We start from the raw sequence: 18,666 nt of genomic DNA on the forward strand, positions 1-18,666 counted from the left end.
CATTAGCATGTGCATGTCCGTCGACGACGAGCCTCAGAGCGCGGAGATGAGTTCCGGCTCGGTCTTCTCCCGGACCTCCTCCTCGGTCACGCCGGGCGCCAGCTCGACGAGCACCAACCCCTCGGGGGTCACGTCGATGACAGCGAGGTCGGTGATGATCCGCTCGATCACGCGCTTGCCGGTGTAGGGCAGCGAGCACTCCTCGACGATCTTGTAGGAGCCGTCGCGGGCGACATGCTCCATCAGCACGATGACGCGCTTGGCGCCGTGCACCAGGTCCATCGCGCCGCCCATGCCCTTGACCATCTTGCCGGGGATCATCCAGTTGGCGATGTCACCGTGCTTCGACACCTGCATGGCGCCGAGGATGGCGGCGTCGATCTTGCCGCCGCGGATCATCCCGAAACTGGTGGCGGAGTCGAAGAAGGAGGCGCCACGACGCACGGTCACGGTCTCCTTGCCGGCGTTGATGAGGTCAGGGTCCTCCTCGCCGTCGAGCGGGTACGCCCCCACGCCGAGGATGCCGTTCTCCGACTGCAGCACGAGCTCGACGTCGTCGGGCACGTAGTTGGGCACCAGGGTCGGCAGGCCGATGCCGAGGTTGACGTACTGACCGTCGCTCAGCTCGGCGGCGGCGCGGGCCGCCATCTCCTCACGGGTCCAGGCCATGTCAGTTCTCCTCCCCGGTGGAGCGCGGGGTGACGGTGCGCTTCTCGATCCGCTTCTCGACGGCCTGCTCGGGCGTCAGCGCGACGACGCGCTGGACGTACACCCCGGGGGTGTGGACCTCGTTGGGGTCGAGCTCGCCGGGCTCGACGAGGTGCTCGACCTCGGCGATCGTGAGCCGCCCGCACATCGCGGCGAGCGGGTTGAAGTTGCGGGCGGAGTCGCGGAAGACGAGGTTGCCGTGGCGGTCACCCTTCCAGGCGCGCACCAGGCCGAAGTCGGCGACGATCGCCTCCTCGAGCACGTACTCGCGGCCGTCGAAGACGCGGGTCTCCTTCGGCGGCGAGGCGACCGCGACGTTGCCGTCGGCGTCGTACTTCCACGGCAGGCCACCCTCGGCGATCTGCGTGCCGCCACCGGTGGCGGTGAAGAAGGCGGGGATGCCGGAGCCGCCGGCGCGCATCCGCTCGGCCAGGGTGCCCTGCGGGGTCAGCTCGACCTCGAGCTCGCCGGAGAGGTACTGGCGGGCGAACTCCTTGTTCTCCCCGACGTAGGACGACACCATCCGCCGGATCCGCTTCTCCATGAGCAGCTTGCCGAGGCCCCAGTCGTCGACGCCGCAGTTGTTGGAGACCGCCTCGATGTCGCCGACACCGGCCTCGAGGAGCGCGTCGATGAGCACCGACGGGATGCCGCAGAGCCCGAAGCCGCCGACCGCCAGGGTCGCACCGCTCGGGATGTCGGCGACCGCCTCGGCGGCGCTGGCCACCACCTTGTCCATGCGGGTTCCTTCCTCCGAGGGAGCCGGCCGGCTCCGTGCCCCCGATTGCAGTCGCTCCCGCAGCCGCCGTCAACGGGCGGCCACCCAGTTGACGCGGATCTCTCGCCACATGACCTCATGAACGGAGTAGCGTTCATTCAATGGACGCACCTCCGCCCGCCTCCGAGGCCCCCGGCGACGTCGTGGGTCGCGTCGCTGCCCTGCTGCGCGCCGTCGCCGCCCACGAGCCGTCGGGAGGGCGTACGTCCGACCTCGCGCGCGCCGTCGGACTCGCGCGCCCCACGGCGCACCGCCTGCTCTCGTCGCTGGCCGACGCCGGCCTCGTCGACCGCGACCCGGCCGACGGCCGCTGGCAGTTGGGCCCCGAGCTCTGGTTCATGGGCAGCGCAGCCCGGGCCCGCTACGACGTCACCGCCCTCGCCCAGCCCGTGGTGCGCCGCCTGGCCCAGGCGACCGGCGAGAGCGCCTTCCTGTCGGCCCGCCGCGGCGACGAGACGATCTGCCTGCTGCGCGAGGACGGCCCCTTCCCGATCCGCTCGCACGTGCTGCACGAAGGCATCCGCTTCCCCCTCGGCGTCGCGTCGGCGGGGCTGGCGATCCTCGCCTTCCTGCCCGACCCCGAGGTCGAGGCCTACCTGACCCGGGCGGACCTCGCCGCCAGCCACGGCCCCGCGCACAGCCACGAGGCCGTCCGCGAGCGGGTCGCCGTCGCCCGCTCCGACGGGTGGGCCCTCAACCCCGGCCTGATCGTCGAGGGCTCCTGGGGCATGGGTGCCGCCGTCTTCGACAGCCAGGGCGCACCCGCGTGGGCGCTGAGCCTGACCGGCATCGAGCACCGCTTCGCGCCCGCCCGGCAGAAGGAGCTGGGCGAGCTGCTGCTGCGGGAGGCCCACGCCCTCACCACGGCGCTCGGCCGGGAGGGATACCCGGGTCGCGCCCCCGGCAATCGTGAACCTTCACACCTACGGAAGGTCGTCGCGCGCCCCTAGGGTGGCTCCATGGACCAGATGCCTGATTTCTCCCGCGCGCGGCTGCACGTGGTCACGGGCAAGGGCGGCACCGGCAAGTCGACGGTCGCCGCCTCGCTCGCGCTCGCGCTGGCCTCAACCGGGCGCACCGTGCTGCTCTGCGAGGTCGAGGGCCGCCAGGGGATCGCGCGGATGTTCGACGTCGACCCGCTGCCCTACGCCGAGACCCGGATCGCCCGTGGCCTGGCCGACGAGTCCGGTCGTGCCGGCGAGGTGCACGCGCTGCACATCGACCCCGAGTCGGCGCTGCTGGAGTACCTGGCGATGTACTACCGCCTCGGCCGCGCCGGGCGCGCGCTGGAGAAGTTCGGCGTGGTCGAGTTCGCCACCACGATCGCGCCGGGCGTGCGCGACGTCCTGCTGACCGGCAAGGTCTACGAGGCCGTCGAGCGCAACTCGCGCCACAAGGGAGCGCAGGTCTACGACGCGGTCGTGCTCGACGCGCCCCCGACGGGTCGGATCACCCAGTTCCTCAACGTCAACGGCGAGCTGGCCGGGCTGGCGAAGGTGGGTCCGGTCCGCTCCCAGGCAGACACCGTGATGACGCTCTTCCGCTCGCCGCGCACCGTCGTGCACCTGGTGACGCTGCTCGAGGAGATGCCGGTGACCGAGACCGTCGACGGCATCGCCGAGCTGCGCGCCGCCGACCTGCGCGTGGGCGCGATCGTCTCCAACCTCGTCCGGCCCCAGGAGGTCGACGCCGACCTGCTCGCCGACGTCGCGAGCGAGCAGGGGCGTACGCACGTCGCCGCCGGGCTGGAGGCCGCCGGCCTGGAGCCCCACGACGTGCTGGTCGACGCGCTGGTGAGCCAGGGCCGCGACCACGCCGAACGCCTCGCCCTGCAAGAACGGCAGCGCGAGGTGGTCGCTGCGACCGGCGTGCCGAACGTCGACCTGCCGCAGCTCGTCGACGGCGTCGACCTGGGCGGGCTCTACGAGCTCGCCGCTGCACTCAAGGAACAGGGGTTGGCCCGATGAGCCGCACGCGCGTGGGCCCGCTGGCCACCACACCGCACACCGCACCGCACCTCGACATGGACGCCCTCGTCGACGACCGTTCGGTCGGCATCGTCGTCTGCTGTGGCTCCGGCGGCGTCGGCAAGACCACGACCGCCGCCAGCCTCGCGCTGCGCGCCGCCGAGCGTGGGCGCCGCGTCGTGGTGCTGACGATCGACCCGGCCCGGCGGCTGGCCCAGTCGATGGGCATCGAGCAGCTCGACAACACCCCGCGGCCGGTGCCCGGCGTGCAGGGCGAGGGTTCGCTCGACGCGATGATGCTGGACATGAAGCGCACCTTCGACGAGGTGGTGCTCTCCCAGGCGTCGCCGGAGAAGGCTGCCCAGATCCTCTCCAACCCCTTCTACGTGGCGCTGTCGAGCTCCTTCGCCGGCACGCAGGAATACATGGCGATGGAGAAGCTGGGCCAGATCCACCGCCAGGCCCGCAAGGACGACAGCTATGACCTGATCGTCGTGGACACCCCACCGTCGCGCTCGGCGCTCGACTTCCTCGACGCCCCGGAGCGGCTCTCGAGCTTCCTCGACGGGCGCTTCATCCGGATCCTGCTCGCCCCGGCCAAGGGGCCGGCGCGACTGATGTCGGCGGGCCTGGGCATGGTCACGGCCGCGCTCAACAAGGTGCTCGGCACGCAGGTGCTGCGTGACATGCAGATCTTCATCGCGGCCTTCGACACCCTCTTCGGGGGCTTCCGCGCCCGGGCCGAGAAGACCTACTCGTTGCTCCAGGCCGACGGCACGGCGTTCCTGGTGATCGCCGCGCCCGAGGAGGACGCCCTGCGCGAGGCCGCCTACTTCGTGGAGCGTCTGGAGGAGGACCGGATGCCGCTGGCCGGACTGGTGGTCAACCGCGCGGCCCCGGAGGACACCACCGACCTCACCGCCGACGAGGCGGGTGCTGCGGCGGACAGGCTCGGGCGTACGACCTCGCCCGCGGCGGCGCTGACCGCCGGGCTGCTGCGTCTGCACGCCCGCCGACTCCGGCTGCTCGAGCGCGAGGGCCGGTTGCGGCGGCGGTTCGCCGCGGCCCACCCCACCGTGCCGACCGTCGTGGTGCCGGCGCTGCCCACCGACGTGCACGACCTCGACGGCCTGCGCCGGGTCGGCGAGCTGCTGGGTCGCTGACCCGCCGCCGGCGCACCGGGCGGGCACTCGCCTCCGGACGCACGAACGCCCCCGGCCTTCTCGGGTTGGCCGGGAGCGTTCGAGTGCTGACAGGGGAAGCCGTGCGCGGCGTGCTGACCGCCGCTGCGGCAGACGTACGTCAGAGGGTGACGTGCGCGCCGCGGGTGTGCTCCTCGCGGGCGGACTCCAGGACGGTGCGCCAGCTGGCGCCCGGACGGCGACGGAGCAGCGCGCGACGCTCACGCTCGGTCATGCCGCCCCAGACGCCCCACTCGATCTGGTTGTCGAGCGCCTCGGCCAGGCACTCGGTGCGAACCACGCAACCGTTGCAGAGCTGCTTGGCCTTGTTCTGCTCCGCACCCCGGACGAACAGCTGGTCCGGTGATGCGTCCTTGCAAGCGGCCTTCGACGACCAGTCCTCAACCCACATGTCTGTCTCCCCAAAGATCATCAAAATGGTGGTGGACATCCCCAATGACTTCCACTCACCTTGGTGGTGCATGAACAAAGGTATGGACCAGCGCGCGTCAGGGACAGACACCTTTAGCCCACTTCGCATAGTCCGGTATGACTAGTCTTATGTGACTAGAAGCGGGTCGCTCGACCCGGACTGTGGGCCAGGTCACCCGTTCGGCGTCCCCAACGAGGGGTCCCGCACCCGTCCTCGTTCCGTGTGCGTTCGCGGGATCGGTGGTGTGGCCCCATTCCCGTACGCTGGAAGCCATGTCCACTCCTGCCTCCACGCCCGGCGAGCCGACCCGCAGGGCGAGCATTGTTCGCCACCTCGGCATCATGGTCGCCGTCTCCGCCGCGCTCGGCGTGCTGGTGGCCGGCCTCGCGCTCCCCTTCGCCGCCGTCGTGGGCGCCACGGCGACCGACGTCGCCGAGTCGATGGAGGAGCTGCCCGCCGACCTCGAGGCCACGCCGCTGGCCCAGAAGACCAACGTGCTGGCCGCCAACGGAGACCTGATCGCGTCGTTCTACGACGAGAACCGGGTGACGGTCGGGCTCGACCAGATCGCCAAGCCGATGGTGCAGGCGATCCTCGCGATCGAGGACTACCGCTTCTACCAGCACGGCGCGCTCGACCTGAAGGGCACGCTGCGCGCCCTGATCAGCAACCAGGCCGCCGACGGCGTCGTGCAGGGTGGTTCCTCGATCACCCAGCAGATGGTCAAGCTGACCCTGGTCGACCAGGCGAAGGACGACCAGGAGGCCAAGAACGCGGCGACCGACGACACGTACGCCCGCAAGCTGCGCGAGCTGCGCTACGCGATCGCCTTCGAGCAGAAGTACTCCAAGGACTGGATCCTCGAGCGCTACCTCAACATCGCCTACTTCGGTGACGGCGCCTACGGCGTCCAGGCCGCCGCCCGGCGCTACTTCAACAAGAACGCCTCCAAGCTCAACGTCAAGGAGGCCGCCCTCCTCGCCGGCCTGGTGAAGAACCCCGTGGGCTACGACCCCACCAACTTCCCCGACCGCGCCCGCTCGCGGCGCAACGTCGTGCTGCAGCGGATGGCGCAGCTCGACATCATCCCGCAGAAGCGCGCCGACAAGCTGAGCAACCGCAAGCTCGGGCTCGACCGCCAGCCGGCTGCCAACGGGTGCGTCAACTCCCCCGCCCCCTTCTTCTGTGACTACGTCTACCGCTACCTGGTCGAGGACAAGGCGCTGGGCAAGACCAAGGAGGAGCGTCGCGACCTGCTCCGCTCCGGCGGGCTGACGATCCGGACCACGATCGACCTCGACTTCCAGAAGGCCGCCGACGAGTCGGTGCGCCGTCGGGTCTTCCCCACCGACGAGGCCATCGGCGGGCTGGCCATGGTCGAGCCCCGCACCGGTGACGTGAAGGCGCTGGCGCAGTCGCGTCCGATGGGCCCCAACAAGAAGGCCGGTCAGACCTTCCTCAACTACGTGGTGCCCAAGAGCCTCGGCGACTCCAACGGTTTCCAGGGCGGCTCGACCTTCAAGGTCTTCGTGCTGGCGACCGCGCTCAACCAGGGCAAGGTCTCGATGACCCAGTCCATCAACTCCCCCAAGTCCATGACGTTGCAGGAGCGCGACTACGAGGACTGCGACGGGGACCCCTACGGCTACGGGTCGTTCCAGATGAACAACTCCACGACCTCGGGCGCCATGAACATGTACACCGGCACCCGGGACTCGGTGAACACCTACTTCCTCCAGCTCACGCAGTCGACCGGGCTGTGCGAGCCCTACGAGCTCGCACAGAAGATGGGCATCGAGCTCACCAACCCGGAGGGCAAGGAGCCCGGCGGCGGCATGCCCGAGCGGGTCCCCACCTTCGTGCTCGGCATCGCCGACACCAGCCCGCTGGAGGTCGCCGAGGCGTACGCGACCTTCGGCGGACGCGGCCTGCACTGCGCTTCCCGACCGGTCACCGCCATCGAGGATGCCGCCGGCAACGTGCTGAAGGAGTATCCGAAGGACTGCACGCAGGTGCTGCCCGGCGCGGTGGCCGACGCGGTCAACGACGTCCTGCGCGGCGTGCAGGAGCCCGGCGGCTTCGGCTACAGCCGCGGCCTGGCGCTGCCCCAGCAGTCGGCGGGCAAGACCGGTACGTCCCAGGACAACAAGGCCGTCTGGTTCGCCGGCTACACGCCCAACCTCGCCGCCGCGTCGATGATCGCCGGCGCCAACATCGAGGGCACCCCCGACACCCTCAACGGCAAGCTGGTCGGTGGCGTCTACATCTCGTCAGCCTCCGGGTCCGGCACCGCCGGACCGATGTGGGGTGACGCGATGAAGTTCGCCGCGACCAAGCTGCCGGACGCCGAGTTCCAGCGGCCCTCCGGCACGCAGATCCTCGGCGCGCTGGTGTCGGTGCCCACGGTCAGCGGCATGTCGATCGAGCGGGCCACCGAGGTGCTCGAGGACGCCGGCTTCTCGGTGAGCGTCGGCGGCACGGTCAACTCCAACGTCTCCCAGGGCCTCGTGGCCTGGTCGTCCCCCGGCGGTGGCGAGTCCCTGAGCAGCGGCGACACCGTGACGATCTACCCCTCGTCGGGCTACGTGCCCAAGCCGCCCAAGAAGAAGAAGGGCAAGAACCGCGGACGCGGAGGGGGCCGGGGCCGGGGCTGACCCGCCTCCCCCTCCACTCCCGCGCGACGTCACCCGAGCTGTCGGCGAACCTCGGCAGCCACGGCACCGCCGTCGGCGCGGCCCTTGACCTGGGGCGTGACCACACCCATGACCTTGCCCATCGCCTTCATCCCGTCAGCTGCCGCGCCGGTCTTCTCGATCGCAGCGGTGACGAGGGCGGAGATCTCCTCCTCGGTCAGCGGGGTCGGCAGGTAGTCGGCGATGACGGCGGCCTCCGCCTTCTCCTTCTCGGCCATCTCGGTGCGCCCCGCGTCGGCGAAGGCGGTCGCAGCCTCGCGGCGCTTCTTGGCCTCGCTCGTCAGCACGGTCATCACGTCGTCGTCGGAGAGCTCGCGCGCCTCCTTGCCCGCCACCTCGGCCGTGGTCACGGCAGTCAGCACCATGCGCAGGGTCGAGGAACGCACCTCGTCCCGCGCCTTGATGGCAGCGGTCAGGTCAGCACGGAGACGGTCCTTGAGAGCACTCATGCGCCCAGTGTGTCAGCCTGTGGGGGTGGCGATGAAACGGATTCTCTCCAGCACCCTCGGCCTCGGCGTGCTCAGCGGCGTCGGCCTGGCGACCTACGCCGCGTGGGAGGCCCGGCAGTACACGCTGCGTGAGGTCACCGTGCCGCTGCTGCCCGCCGGTCATGATCCGTTGCGGGTGCTCCACCTCTCCGACATCCACATGGCCCCCGACCAGCGTGCCAAGCAGGAGTGGCTGGAGAGCCTCGCCGACCTCGAGCCCGACCTCGTCATCAACACCGGCGACAACCTGGCCCACCGCAACGCCGTGCCCTGCGTCGTGGAGCCGTTGGCCGCCCTGCTGCGGCGCCCGGGGGCGTACGTCCTGGGCTCCAACGACTACTTCGCGCCCGGCTGGCGCAACCCGCTGGCCTACCTGCTGCCCGACGACGGCACTCGCCACGTGAGCACCCCGCAGCTGCCGTGGCCGGACCTCAAGGCCGCCTTCGACAGCGGTGGCTGGCTCGACCTCACCAACGGCTTCGGCGAGCTGACGGTGAAGGGCAGCCACATCGCCTTCGCCGGTGTCGACGACCCCCACCTGGGCTACGACGAGCTCGACCGCGTCGCCGGACCCGCGGACGCCTCGGCAGACGTACGCCTGGCGGTGGTGCACGCGCCCTACCTGCGGGTGCTCGACCAGTTCGCGGCCGACGGCTACGACGCGATCATTGCCGGTCACACGCACGGGGGGCAGGTCTGCCTGCCGACGCTCGACGGGCGCGGGCGGGCGCTGACCACCAACTGCGACCTGGAGCCGGAGCGCGCCAAGGGGCTGCACCGGCACCCCGCGGACTCGGCGCCGGGCGACCCGCGCTCCAGCTGGCTGCACGTCTCGGCGGGGTTGGGCACGAACCCGTACGTCCGGTTCCGGGTGGCCTGCCGGCCCGAGGCCACGCTGATGACCTTCGTGCCCACCTCGTGACTCCATCAGTGACTCCACCCGCGGTCGCACCCCGAGCGGATTCCCACTGACCCGATTTCGTCGGCCTCGGACGGCTCCGCTATGCTCGCTTCGTCCGTGAGCGCCTCGGTGCTCGTGGGTGTTCGGGCTGTGGCGCAGTTTGGTAGCGCGCCTCGTTCGGGACGAGGAGGCCGCAGGTTCAAATCCTGTCAGCCCGACAAATCGACAGAAGTTCCCGAGCTCCCCGGTGCCACTGGCCCCGGGGAGTTTCTGCGTCCAGGGGTGGCCGTCACCCCGGCCCCCGGCACGGCCCCGGCACGGCCCCGGCCCCGGCCATCCCCGCCTCCTGACACGACAACGCGGTGGGTTCGAGTCACTGGATGACTCGAACCCACCGCGTTGAGGTGTCAGTGGGGGTGAGGGTCAGGACTTGGCGACCAGCTCCGCGATCTGCACGGTGTTGAGGGCAGCGCCCTTGCGCAGGTTGTCGTTGCTGATGAAGAGCGCCAGCCCCCGGTTGCCGTCGACGCCCTCGTCCTGGCGGAGGCGACCCACGTAGGACGGGTCGTTGCCGGCGGCCTTGCGCGGCGTCGGGACCTCCTCGAGCGCGACGCCGGGAGCGTCGGCCAGGAGCTCGCGCGCTTTCTCGGGCGTCATCTCGCCGGCGAACTCGGCGTTGACGGCCAAGGAGTGACCGGTGAAGACCGGGACGCGCACGCAGATGCCGGAGACCTTGAGGTCGGGGATGCCGAGGATCTTGCGCGACTCGTTGCGGAGCTTCTGCTCCTCGTCGGTCTCGTTGAGCCCGTCGTCGACGATCGAGCCGGCCATCGGCAGCACGTTGTAGGCGATGGTCTCCACGTAGGGCCCGGAGTCGCCGAACGGCACCGCGTCACCGTCGTACGCGAGGGGCGTGGGGTCCTCGATGCTGGAGACGCCGTCGGCGAGCGCCGCCACGCCGGCGACGCCGGAGCCGGAGACCGCCTGGTAGGTCGAGACCACGAGCCGCTGGAGACCGGCGGCGTCGTGCAGCACCTTGAGCACCGGCATCGCGGCCATCGTGGTGCAGTTGGGGTTGGCGATGATGCCGCGGCCTGCCTCGACCACGGCGGCGAACGCCTCGGGGTTGACCTCGGAGACGACCAACGGGATCTCGGGGTCCTTGCGGAAGGCCGAGGAGTTGTCGACGACGATCACGCCGGCGTCGACGAACCGCTGCGCTTGGGCGCGCGACGTGGTGGCGCCGGCGGAGAAGAGCGCGATGTCGAGCCCGGTGGGGTCGGCGGTGGCGACGTCCTCGACGACGACGTCCTTGCCCTGGAACTGCAGCACCTTGCCGGCCGAGCGCGCCGAGGCGAAGAAGCGGACCTCGCTCGCGGGGAAGTTGCGCTCCTCGAGGATCTGACGCATGGCGACGCCCACCTGGCCGGTGGCGCCGACGATGCCGAGAGCGGTCATCGGCCGGTGCCTCCGTAGACCACGGCCTCGACCTCGTCGGCGTCCAGGCCGAATGCGGTGTGGGCGGCCTGCACGGCGGTGTCGACGTCGGCGGAGTCGACGATGACGGAGATGCGGATCTCCGAGGTGGAGATCATCTCGATGTTGACGCCCGCGCCGGCCAGGGCGGCGAAGAACTTCGAGGTGATGCCCGGGTGGGAGCGCATGCCCGCACCGATGAGGGAGACCTTGCCGATCTGGTCGTCGAAGAGCAGGCGCTCGTAGCCCACCTCGGACTCGACCTTGGCCAGGGCAGCCATCGCGGACTGGCCGTCCTCGCGGGGCAGGGTGAAGGAGATGTCCGTGCGCGCCGTGGCGGCGGCCGAGACGTTCTGCACCACCATGTCGATGTTGACGCCGGCGTCGGCGAGCGTCTGGAAGATGCGGGCGGCCTCACCGATCTTGTCGGGCACGCCGACGACGGTGATCTTGGCTTCGCTGCGGTCGTGGGCGACGCCGGAGATGATGGCCTGTTCCATGGCTTCCTCGTTCTCGCTGGGGGCGGGCAGGACCCACGTGCCCTCCTTGGTGGAGAAGGAGGAGCGCACGTGGATGGGCATGTTGTAGCGCCGGGCGTACTCGACGCAGCGCAGGTGGAGGATCTTGGCGCCGGAGGCGGCCATCTCCAGCATCTCCTCGTGGGAGATGCGGTCGAGCTTGCGGGCAGTGGGGACGATGCGGGGGTCGGCGGTGAAGACGCCGTCGACGTCGGAGTAGATCTCGCAGACCTCCGCACCGAGCGCGGCGGCGAGCGCCACGGCGGTGGTGTCGGAGGCACCGCGACCCAGCGTGGTGACGTCCTTGGTGTCCTCGGAGACGCCCTGGAAGCCGGCGACGATGGCGATCGCCCCGTCGGCGATGGCGTTCTCGATGCGGCCGGGGGTGATCTTCTGGATCTTGGCCTTGCCGTGCTCGCCGGTGGTGATCACGCCGGCCTGGGAGCCGGTGAACGACTGCGCCTTGTGCCCCAGCTGGGCGATGGCCATCGCGACCAGCGCCATGGAGATGCGCTCGCCGGCGGTCAGGAGCATGTCGAGCTCGCGCGGCGGCGGCAGCGGGCTGACCTGCTCGGCCAGGTCACGCAGCTCGTCGGTGGTGTCACCCATCGCGGAGACGACGACCACGACGTCGTGACCCTGCTTGCGGGTGTTGACGATGCGCTGGGCGACCCGTTTGATCCCGTCGGCGTCCGCGACGGAGGAGCCCCCGTACTTCTGCACGACAATGCCCACCGGAGTTACCACCTTGCCTGTAGCTGGAAGGCCGACGCGGCGCGTCGACCGGTGAGAGTCTAGTCGGCGGCCTCAGCGGGCTGGACGAGGATCTCATCGGCCGCGGCCACCGCGGCGGCGTCCACCGGGTCGTCGACGTCGAGGCGGGCGTGGTGCACCACCGACCACAGGGCGTTGAGCGCCGCACCGGCGAGGTTGCCCCACGAGGAGACGTACGAGAACTGCCACCACCACAACGCCTCGACCACGTCTCCGCGGCGCCAGTGGCGCAGGCCGTTCTCGAGGTCGGTGGCGATGGAGGCCACGTCGTCTGAGAGCAGGCTGGTGGCGACCTCGGGGTCGTAGGGGTCGAGCACGTAGGAGTAGGCGTTGACCGGGCCGAGCGCCTCGGCGAGGGCGCGACGCAGGTCGTCGACGTCGCTCTCCATGCCGACGTCCGGCTGGTGGTCGGCCTTCGGGCGGAAGTCGATCTGCGCGCCCAGGCGGGCCCCGGTGAGCGAGATCTGGGCCATCTCCAGCAGCAGGATCGGGATCGCCCGCCCGGTGTCGCCCTCGCGCGCCACGGCGTTGACGGCCACCAGGAACGACTCGACGTGGTCGGCGATCTGGGCCGCGAACTCCGCGAGGTCGGGGTCGAGGACCGTCGGCTCCGGTCGCGCGCCGGCGCCCACCTCAGGATCCACCGTCATCGGCCGACCGCCTTCCTGCGAATGCTCTGCCCAAGGTGACCTCGTCCGCATACTCCAGGTCACCGCCTACGGGCAGTCCACTCGCAAGTCGCGTGACGCGCAACCCCAGGGGCTTCAGCATGCGGGTCAGGTAGGTCGCCGTGGCCTCGCCCTCGAGGTTGGGGTCGGTGGCCAGGATGACCTCCTCGACCGTCCCGTCAGCCAGCCGCATCATCAGCTCGCGCACGTGCAGCTGCTCGGGCCCGATGCCGTCGATCGGAGAGATCGCGCCGCCGAGCACGTGGTAGCGGCCCTTGAACTCACGCGTTCGCTCGATGGCGACGACGTCCTTGTACTCCTCCACGCAGCACAGCACCGTGGGGTCACGCCGCGGGTCGCGGCAGATGCGGCACTGGGCGTCCTCGGAGACGTTGAAGCAGGTCGAGCAGAACTTCACCTTCTCCTTGACCTCGGTCAGCACGTCGGCCAACCGCTTCACGTCGACCGGGTCGGCCTGGAGCAGGTGGAAGGCGATGCGTTGCGCGCTCTTGGGTCCGACTCCGGGCAACCTGCCGAGCTCGTCGATCAGGTCCTGGACGACACCTTCGTACAAAGGGGCTCAGCCCAGACCCGGGAAGCCGCCACCGGCGGCACCGCCGGCGATCGGGCCGAGCACGGCCTGGGCCTCTGCGTCGGCCTTGGCCTTGGCGTCGCGGTAGGCCGCGACGAGGAGGTCGCCGAGGTCCTCGAGGTCCTCCGACGAGGAGCCGTCGAAGGTGCCGGGGGTGATCGTCACGCCGGCGAGGTCGCCGGACCCGGTGACCTCGACGCTCACACCGCCGGACGCGCCGGTGAACTTCTGCGACTGGAGTCGGGCCTGGGCCTCCTCCATCTGGCTCTGCAGCTGCTGAGCCTGGGCGAGCAGCGCGTTCATGTCGAAGCCGCCGGCGCCGCCGAGGCCTTCGAAGGGGTTCTGGCTCATGGTCTGTCCTCTGCTGGGTGGGTCGGGTAGTGCTGGCTGGTGGCGGTGCGGACGCGCCGCGGCGGGGTCAGTGCTCGATCTCCTCGATGACGCGCGCCCCGAGGGTGCGCTTGAGCAGCTCGGCGCTGTCCATCTCCTGCACCTCGGCGTCCGGGTCGTCGCGGCTCACCGCGGCGTCGGCGAGGGCGCGTACGTCCTCACCTGCGGGCGGACGCTCGCCCGTGCGGGTCTGCTGGATCGCCTGCCGCGCCGCCGCGACCGCCTGCGGGTCGACGGGAGCCGCTGGAGGCGTCGGGTCCGCGGGCACCGGGGGGCGCTGACCGGAAGGGCCCTCGTCCGGGGGTGGCGGGGGCTCGCGGTCGAAGTCGGGCGGCGGGGGCGGGTCGTACGCCTCCGGCGCCGGCGCTGCCGGCTTCACCGCAGGCGTGACGACGGTGTGCGCCGGTCCGCTGCCCCCGGGCTTGATGCCGGGGTCGACGACGGCCTCGACGTTCCAGGCCACCCCGATCACGTCGATGGCTGCCTCGCGGACCACCAGGTCGCTGCCGCCCTTGACGAACGACTCCCGGGCCCCGGGGTTGTTGAAGCCCAGGGTGAGGGTGGTCGCGTCGACCCCCGTCACCTGGGCGTTCTGGGTCAGCAGCATCCAGGCCAGGCGGCGGCGGCTGCGCACCGCGTCGACCACGTCGGGCCACAGGCGGCGCACGTCGGCCAAGGTCAATCCGCCGGCCGGCGCGCCCGGGGGATCCACCGGTGCCTGCCCGGGGTTCTGCCCGGCGGGCGGCTGGTCCCCGTGTCCGGTCTGCGGCGTCGCCGACGGGGTCGGGGCGTGCTCCTGGGCGGGGGCCTGGGGCCGCTCGGCCTGGGGCTGGGGTCGCTCGGCCTGGGGCTGCGGCTGGTCCGCGGCAGGCTGGGCCGGCGTCTGGGCGTGCGACCGGCCGGCTGGGGCCGCCTGGCCCTGGGTCGCTGAGGCTTGAGGCGATGGAGCCTGGGCCGGCGCGGTCTGGGGTGCAGCGGAGGACGCCGGGGGCGCCATGTGGGCCGCCGGCGGAGCTGCCGTGGGACGAGACGCGGGTGCCGTCGGTGCCGTGGGTGCCGCCGAGGGCACGGCGCCGATCTCGAAGCGCTTCTCCATGCGGTCGAGGCGTGCCTGGACACCCTCGGTGGCGTGGTCGGCACCCGGCAGCAGGACCCGGGCGCAGATCAGCTCGAGGAGCAACCGGGGCGAGATGGCGCCCTTCATGTCCATCAGCCCGGCAGCCACGAGGTCCGCCGCGCGGGAGAGGTCGGCGCCCCCGAAGCGCGCTGCCTGGGCGACCAGCCGCTCGCCCTGGTCCTGGGAGACGTCGATGAGACCGGTGGCGGGCGCGTCGGGCACGGCGGCGACGATGACCAGGTCGCGCAGGCGGCGCAGCAGGTCCTCGGCGAAACGTCGCGGGTCCTGACCGGACTCGATCACCCGGTCGACCACCCCGAAGACGGACTGGCCGTCGGAGGCGGCGAAGGCGTCGACGATGTCGTCGAGCAGCGTGTCGGGCGTGAAGCCCAGCAGGGCGACGGCCAGCTGGTGGGTCACGCCCTCGGGCCCGGCGCCACCGATCAGCTGGTCGAGCACGCTGAGGGTGTCGCGCGCGGAGCCGGCGCCGGCGCGCACGACGAGCGGCACGGCCGCCGCCTCGATCGCGATGCCCTCGCGGGCGCAGAGATCGGTCACGTGCTCCGACAGCATCCGCGGCGGGATGAGGCGGAAGGGGTAGTGGTGCGTGCGCGAGCGGATGGTCGCGATGACCTTCTCCGGCTCCGTGGTGGCGAAGATGAAGCGCAGGTGCGGCGGGGGTTCCTCGACGAGCTTGAGCAGGGCGTTGAAGCCCTGGTTGGAGACCATGTGGGCCTCGTCGATGATGTAGATCTTGTAGCGGTCGCGCACCGGCGCGAAGAACGCCTTCTCCCGCAGGTCACGGGCGTCGTCGACGCCACCGTGGGAGGCGGCGTCGATCTCGATCACGTCGATGGAGCCGCCACCACCCGTGGCGAGGTCGCGGCAGGAGTCGCACGCACCGCAGGGCTCGGCGGTCGGCGCCTGCACGCAGTTGAGCGTACGCGCGAGGATGCGCGCCGACGTCGTCTTGCCGCAGCCGCGTGGCCCGGAGAAGAGGTAGGCGTGGTTGACCCGGTCGTTCGCCAGGGCGTTGCGCAGCGGCTGGGTGACGTGGTCCTGGCCGATGACCTGGGAGAACGTCTCGGGCCGGTAGCGGCGGTAGAGAGCGAGCGGGGAGTCCACGTGTGAACCCTAACCACCCACGCCGACGATCACCCAGAGCAGCATCATCCAGGGCAGCGGCGGATGGACACCGCGGCGCACGGCGCACGGAGACGCAAAGGCCCCCCGTGCACCCGACAGAGCCCACCTGCCCTTGCTGCCTTCCGGCCCTGGGGGATTGAGTGAGATGCCGCCGCACGGGGGGTTGCCGGTGAGTCTAGGCCAGCGGGGGTCGGCGTCACAAAGTGAGGTCGACGCCGAGACGTGCGGGGCCGCACGCCGCCCTGTGCGGAGGCGATTACCTGCCTCCGGGCAGCTACGGGTAACCTCTCCGGCGGAGGTATCGCCTAGTGGCCTATGGCGCTCGCTTGGAAAGCGGGTTGGGTTAACGCCCTCGGGGGTTCGAATCCCCCTACCTCCGCCACGGGTCTCGACCCCGTGAACGCCGGCCCGAGTCACTCGGGCCGGCGTTCTGCGTCTGGAGCCGTTCCCTCGACCGGGGTCGACCTGTCGGTCGCCTGCCCGCGGACCACGTCCACGACCGGCGGGACCGCCCAGACCAGTCCGGTCAGCGCGAGTCCGGCCAGCACCTGGCCCACTGCGCTGGGCCGGCGGGCCCACGCGTAGGCAGGGCCGGTGCCGAAGACCGCGGCCCCCAGGTGGCGAGCGACCCACCGCTGCGCCGACACCTCCTCGGCGCCCGTCACCACGTCGGCCACCCGGGCGGACCGTCCGGCCACCACAACGCCGCGACGACGGCGAGCGGGAGGCAGACCACCATGAGCACCTCGAGGCCGTCCAGCGCCCACCGTGCCCATGGCGACTGCCCGAGCACGGGCCCCACGACGGCGCCGACGGCCACGCAGCCGACGGCGACCAGCGCCGCGGGCGTCCAGTCGGGCCGCAGGACCCCGGCGCAGAGCGCCAGTGTGAGCAGGCACGCGCCTCCCCCCGCGATCGAGGCCGACGTCAAAGCCCAGGAACGGTGGTGGCGCCCACGCAGCCACCGCAGCAGCACCACCAGCAGCACCGTCACCGCGTGAGCGGCGCCCGCCTCGACCGCGTACGGCACCACGCAGAGCAGCGTGGAGGTGCCGACGAGCGAGCTCGCGAGCACCATGCGGTGCGCCAGGGCGAGGTCTCCGTCCAGCCGGTCGACGTCGACCGGCGCGCTGTCGGACTGCCCCCGGGCGACGGTCAGCTCGACCACGGCTCCCGGGAGCGCCCCGGCCACCAGGACGGCGACCACGACCGCCACGAGCACCACCTGCCACGGTGGTACACCCAGACGGCCTGCGAGCAGGGTCCCGGCCGCCCAGACCGTCGCGACCAGCAGCGGGGTTGCGTGGACCACCCCTTCGGGGCCCGCCCTGACCGCCAGCACGGCGGAGACCACCGCCGCAGCGCCCAGCGGGACGTACGCACTCCAGAGAGTCGGTGCGACCAGGACGGAGGCGGCGGTTGCCGCGCCGGCCGCAGCCAACCAGGCCAGCGCCACGTGCCACCACCGTGGGTGGTGCTGGCGCCCGCTCGTCGAGGCGACGGCGAGGAGGATCGGGAGCCCCACGGCGACGAGCGCCCCACCGAGTCCGGGGCGCGGCGCCGCCGCCACGAGGGCCAGCGCGAGCACCACGGCACCACCTCCGACGGCGCGGGCCGCGTGCCCGGCGGCCTCGGTCCCCCACCCCGGCACGACGACCCTGGCCCGGGCGTGGGCCGCCAGGACCAGGTCGTCGTGCACCTGAGGTGGGCTGTGCTCGGCCTGGGTGGCGAGCGTGAGCACGTCGCCGTGGCGGACGCCCTGCCGCCGCAGGTCGCCGTCACGGTCCAGCCGGACACCCGCCGCCGTCACCAGGCACGGGACCTGGCCCGTCTCCTCCCCGCCGAGTCCTCGCGCCACCTCGGGCAAGAACTCCCACACCGGGCTCTGGGCGGGCAGGCAGACGTCGAGACGTCGGCCGTGGCCCACCACCTGGACCCGGAGCAGCGACGGCCCGCCGCTCAACTGAACCGGCGTGCGCCGCGCTGGTCGGCGGACCGGTAGGCCTGGTTGGCCTCGTCGACGACCACGGCGAACTCACGCAGGAGCATCACCATCTCGGCCATCGCCGCGTCCCACTGCCGCTGGGCGACCACGTAGCTCTCCTGGGCCGTGCCGCCCCAGCCGGACCGCAGCGGCGCCAGCTCACCCTCGAGCTGGTCGAGACGGCCCTCGATCCGGACGGCGGCGGCCACCAGATCCTGGCTCCCCCGCTCGAGGAGGGCGTGATCGACCCGAACACCCGTGAACATCGCGCCCCCTCAGCCGAGTCGGCTGACGAGCAGCCGGGAGACGTCGGCCTGGGCGGCGTCGGTGGCGCTGGTGTCGCGCCCCGTCTCGTCCAGGGCAGCGGCCAGGTTGTCCAGGGCGCCGACGACGCGCCGCTGCTTGTCCTGCCACGTGCGGTGGAGCTGGGCGAATGCTCGGGCTCCCTCGCCCGACCACGAGGCACCGAGCTCGGTGATCTCCGTCTCCAGCTTGCTGCTCAGGGAGAGCACGTCCACCCGGGCGCGCAGCACCGTCTCCGACGCCGCTGCCAGCACCCCCTCCTCCGCGACCAGTCCTCCTGCCGGGGCCATCTGGTTCATCGTGCACCTCCATTGTCTCGCTGTTGCGCCGGGACCCGCTGCCCCGACCACGTCCACCGTGGTGGGGCCGCGCCGCGGTCGCCACCCCGCCCGGCGCATCACGTCAGATCTGTGGAGAACGCCCCCGCAGGCCCGCCACCAGACGTCCACAGGCACCCCACGAGGGCCGCACTCCCCACCCCACGGCAGCGAGCACCCGCCCGGCCCGCGCCGCCGCCCTAACGTCGCCCACCAGTCGCACCGTCCGTCA

General features: G+C 71.7%; 20 protein-coding genes, 2 tRNA genes and 1 other RNA gene. 7 read left to right on the top strand and 16 right to left on the bottom strand.

What is annotated here, in order from left to right:
- Window positions 1-33 precede the first annotated feature (33 nt).
- On the bottom strand, window positions 34-669 hold the full coding sequence (locus IEQ44_RS05125) for a 3-oxoacid CoA-transferase subunit B (RefSeq protein WP_193637371.1): 636 nt from the start codon (window positions 667-669) through the stop codon (window positions 34-36).
- 1 nt (window position 670) lies between these two features.
- Entirely contained in the window at window positions 671-1,447 is a 777-nt protein-coding gene (locus IEQ44_RS05130; RefSeq protein WP_193637372.1) for a CoA transferase subunit A, read from the bottom strand.
- Window positions 1,448-1,587: 140 nt separating this feature from the next.
- On the opposite strand from IEQ44_RS05130, the gene IEQ44_RS05135 reads away from it, so the two are divergent.
- Genes IEQ44_RS05135 through bagB form a run of 3 tightly spaced genes read left to right on the top strand, consistent with a single transcriptional unit; the run spans window position 1,588 to window position 4,616 of the window.
- Window positions 1,588-2,436 carry an IclR family transcriptional regulator gene (locus tag IEQ44_RS05135; RefSeq protein WP_193637373.1) on the top strand — a complete coding sequence of 283 codons (849 nt, stop codon included), beginning with the start codon at window positions 1,588-1,590 and terminating at the stop codon, window positions 2,434-2,436.
- Window positions 2,437-2,445: 9 nt separating this feature from the next.
- Window positions 2,446-3,453: an ATPase BagA gene (bagA, locus tag IEQ44_RS05140; RefSeq protein ID WP_438861840.1), complete on the top strand. Its 1,008-nt coding sequence runs from the start codon at window positions 2,446-2,448 to the stop codon at window positions 3,451-3,453.
- Entirely contained in the window at window positions 3,450-4,616 is a 1,167-nt protein-coding gene (gene bagB, locus IEQ44_RS05145) for an ArsA family ATPase (RefSeq protein ID WP_193637374.1), read from the top strand. The genes bagA and bagB overlap by 4 nt, the downstream gene beginning before the upstream one ends.
- A 139-nt stretch (window positions 4,617-4,755) precedes the next feature.
- Here bagB and IEQ44_RS05150 read toward each other — a convergent pair whose 3' ends face one another.
- A complete protein-coding gene (locus IEQ44_RS05150) occupies window positions 4,756-5,046 on the bottom strand; it encodes a WhiB family transcriptional regulator (RefSeq protein ID WP_193637375.1) in 291 nt (96 codons plus the stop codon).
- 293 nt (window positions 5,047-5,339) lie between these two features.
- Between IEQ44_RS05150 and IEQ44_RS05155 the strand changes: the two genes are divergently transcribed.
- Window positions 5,340-7,721 carry a transglycosylase domain-containing protein gene (locus IEQ44_RS05155; RefSeq protein ID WP_193637376.1) on the top strand — a complete coding sequence of 794 codons (2,382 nt, stop codon included), beginning with the start codon at window positions 5,340-5,342 and terminating at the stop codon, window positions 7,719-7,721.
- Between the two features lie 29 nt (window positions 7,722-7,750).
- Here the strand turns inward: IEQ44_RS05155 and IEQ44_RS05160 are convergent, their stop codons facing one another.
- On the bottom strand, window positions 7,751-8,209 hold the full coding sequence (locus IEQ44_RS05160) for a GatB/YqeY domain-containing protein (RefSeq protein ID WP_193637377.1): 459 nt from the start codon (window positions 8,207-8,209) through the stop codon (window positions 7,751-7,753).
- A 31-nt stretch (window positions 8,210-8,240) separates the two neighbouring features.
- On the opposite strand from IEQ44_RS05160, the gene IEQ44_RS05165 reads away from it, so the two are divergent.
- Both IEQ44_RS05165 and IEQ44_RS05170 read left to right on the top strand, forming a co-directional pair.
- Window positions 8,241-9,170 (top strand): metallophosphoesterase, encoded by a 930-nt coding sequence (locus IEQ44_RS05165; RefSeq protein ID WP_193637378.1) that lies wholly within the window; start codon window positions 8,241-8,243, stop codon window positions 9,168-9,170.
- A gap of 123 nt (window positions 9,171-9,293) precedes the next feature.
- Window positions 9,294-9,367, top strand: a tRNA-Pro gene (locus IEQ44_RS05170).
- A 205-nt stretch (window positions 9,368-9,572) separates the two neighbouring features.
- Here the strand turns inward: IEQ44_RS05170 and IEQ44_RS05175 are convergent.
- The 7 genes from IEQ44_RS05175 to ffs all read right to left on the bottom strand — a co-directional run bounded on the left by IEQ44_RS05175 (window position 9,573) and on the right by ffs (window position 15,995).
- Window positions 9,573-10,607 (bottom strand): aspartate-semialdehyde dehydrogenase, encoded by a 1,035-nt coding sequence (locus tag IEQ44_RS05175; protein WP_193637379.1) that lies wholly within the window; start codon window positions 10,605-10,607, stop codon window positions 9,573-9,575.
- Window positions 10,604-11,878: an aspartate kinase gene (locus IEQ44_RS05180; protein WP_193637380.1), complete on the bottom strand. Its 1,275-nt coding sequence runs from the start codon at window positions 11,876-11,878 to the stop codon at window positions 10,604-10,606. Before IEQ44_RS05180 ends, IEQ44_RS05175 begins: the two co-directional genes overlap by 4 nt.
- A 59-nt stretch (window positions 11,879-11,937) precedes the next feature.
- The gene (locus IEQ44_RS05185; RefSeq protein WP_193637381.1) at window positions 11,938-12,567 is read right to left on the bottom strand and encodes a DUF5063 domain-containing protein; all 630 of its coding nucleotides are present in this window, start codon (window positions 12,565-12,567) and stop codon (window positions 11,938-11,940) included.
- Window positions 12,551-13,159, bottom strand: coding sequence for a recombination mediator RecR (recR, locus tag IEQ44_RS05190; protein WP_193637382.1), 609 nt, complete (start codon window positions 13,157-13,159; stop codon window positions 12,551-12,553). Before recR ends, IEQ44_RS05185 begins: the two co-directional genes overlap by 17 nt.
- Before the next feature lie 6 nt (window positions 13,160-13,165).
- A complete protein-coding gene (locus tag IEQ44_RS05195; protein ID WP_193637383.1) occupies window positions 13,166-13,528 on the bottom strand; it encodes a YbaB/EbfC family nucleoid-associated protein in 363 nt (120 codons plus the stop codon).
- 67 nt (window positions 13,529-13,595) lie between these two features.
- A complete protein-coding gene (locus tag IEQ44_RS05200) occupies window positions 13,596-15,809 on the bottom strand; it encodes a DNA polymerase III subunit gamma and tau (RefSeq protein ID WP_193637384.1) in 2,214 nt (737 codons plus the stop codon).
- A 96-nt stretch (window positions 15,810-15,905) separates the two neighbouring features.
- An RNA gene (gene ffs / locus IEQ44_RS05205) (signal recognition particle sRNA small type) lies at window positions 15,906-15,995 on the bottom strand.
- A 129-nt stretch (window positions 15,996-16,124) separates the two neighbouring features.
- On the opposite strand from ffs, the gene IEQ44_RS05210 reads away from it, so the two are divergent.
- A tRNA-Ser gene (locus IEQ44_RS05210) sits at window positions 16,125-16,212 on the top strand.
- 31 nt (window positions 16,213-16,243) lie between these two features.
- Here IEQ44_RS05210 and IEQ44_RS05215 read toward each other — a convergent pair.
- The 5 genes from IEQ44_RS05215 to IEQ44_RS17850 form a co-directional block, all read right to left on the bottom strand.
- Window positions 16,244-16,528 carry a hypothetical protein gene (locus tag IEQ44_RS05215; RefSeq protein ID WP_193637385.1) on the bottom strand — a complete coding sequence of 95 codons (285 nt, stop codon included), beginning with the start codon at window positions 16,526-16,528 and terminating at the stop codon, window positions 16,244-16,246.
- Window positions 16,492-17,793 (bottom strand): EsaB/YukD family protein, encoded by a 1,302-nt coding sequence (locus tag IEQ44_RS05220; RefSeq protein ID WP_193637386.1) that lies wholly within the window; start codon window positions 17,791-17,793, stop codon window positions 16,492-16,494. The genes IEQ44_RS05215 and IEQ44_RS05220 overlap by 37 nt, the downstream gene beginning before the upstream one ends.
- Window positions 17,790-18,080 (bottom strand): WXG100 family type VII secretion target, encoded by a 291-nt coding sequence (locus IEQ44_RS05225; RefSeq protein WP_193637387.1) that lies wholly within the window; start codon window positions 18,078-18,080, stop codon window positions 17,790-17,792. Before IEQ44_RS05225 ends, IEQ44_RS05220 begins: the two co-directional genes overlap by 4 nt.
- 9 nt (window positions 18,081-18,089) lie before the next feature.
- On the bottom strand, window positions 18,090-18,416 hold the full coding sequence (locus IEQ44_RS05230) for a WXG100 family type VII secretion target (protein ID WP_193637388.1): 327 nt from the start codon (window positions 18,414-18,416) through the stop codon (window positions 18,090-18,092).
- A 103-nt stretch (window positions 18,417-18,519) separates the two neighbouring features.
- On the bottom strand, window positions 18,520-18,648 hold the full coding sequence (locus tag IEQ44_RS17850) for a hypothetical protein (protein ID WP_319804509.1): 129 nt from the start codon (window positions 18,646-18,648) through the stop codon (window positions 18,520-18,522).
- Window positions 18,649-18,666: the final 18 nt, after the last annotated feature.

Source organism: Nocardioides malaquae, from assembly GCF_015070385.1.
Lineage (GTDB): Bacteria > Actinomycetota > Actinomycetes > Propionibacteriales > Nocardioidaceae > Nocardioides > Nocardioides malaquae.